This window comes from Planktotalea sp., from assembly GCF_050633725.1.
Classification (GTDB): domain Bacteria; phylum Pseudomonadota; class Alphaproteobacteria; order Rhodobacterales; family Rhodobacteraceae; genus Planktotalea.
The window spans coordinates 328-636 of record NZ_JBOEHB010000034.1; the positions used below are offsets into that span (position 1 = coordinate 328).

The following is a 309-nucleotide window of genomic DNA, read 5'->3' on the forward strand; positions in this document are numbered from 1 at the left end:
CCTTTAAAGAAAGCGTAATAGCTCACTGGTCTAAATAAGACGTCTGGCGGCGAAGATGTATCGGGTCTTAAATTGTCCACCGAAGCTTAGGATGCACAGTTTACTGTGCGTGGTAGCGGAGCATTCTGTAAGCCTGTGAAGGGTAACCGTGAGGTTGCCTGGAGGTATCAGAAGTGAGAATGCTGACATGAGTAACGAGAAGAGTGTGAGAAACACTCTCGCCGAAATCCCAAGGTTTCCTGTTTAAAGTTAATCTGAGCAGGGTAAGCCGGCCCCTAAGGCGAGGCAGAAATGCGTAGTCGATGGGAA

General features: G+C 48.5%; 1 rRNA gene (only partly in view). It reads left to right on the plus strand.

The window, feature by feature from the left end:
- Positions 1-309: ribosomal RNA gene (locus ACRBCU_RS18490) — 23S ribosomal RNA — on the plus strand (its annotated part extends past both window edges: 327 nt to the left, 422 nt to the right); the annotation flags it as partial.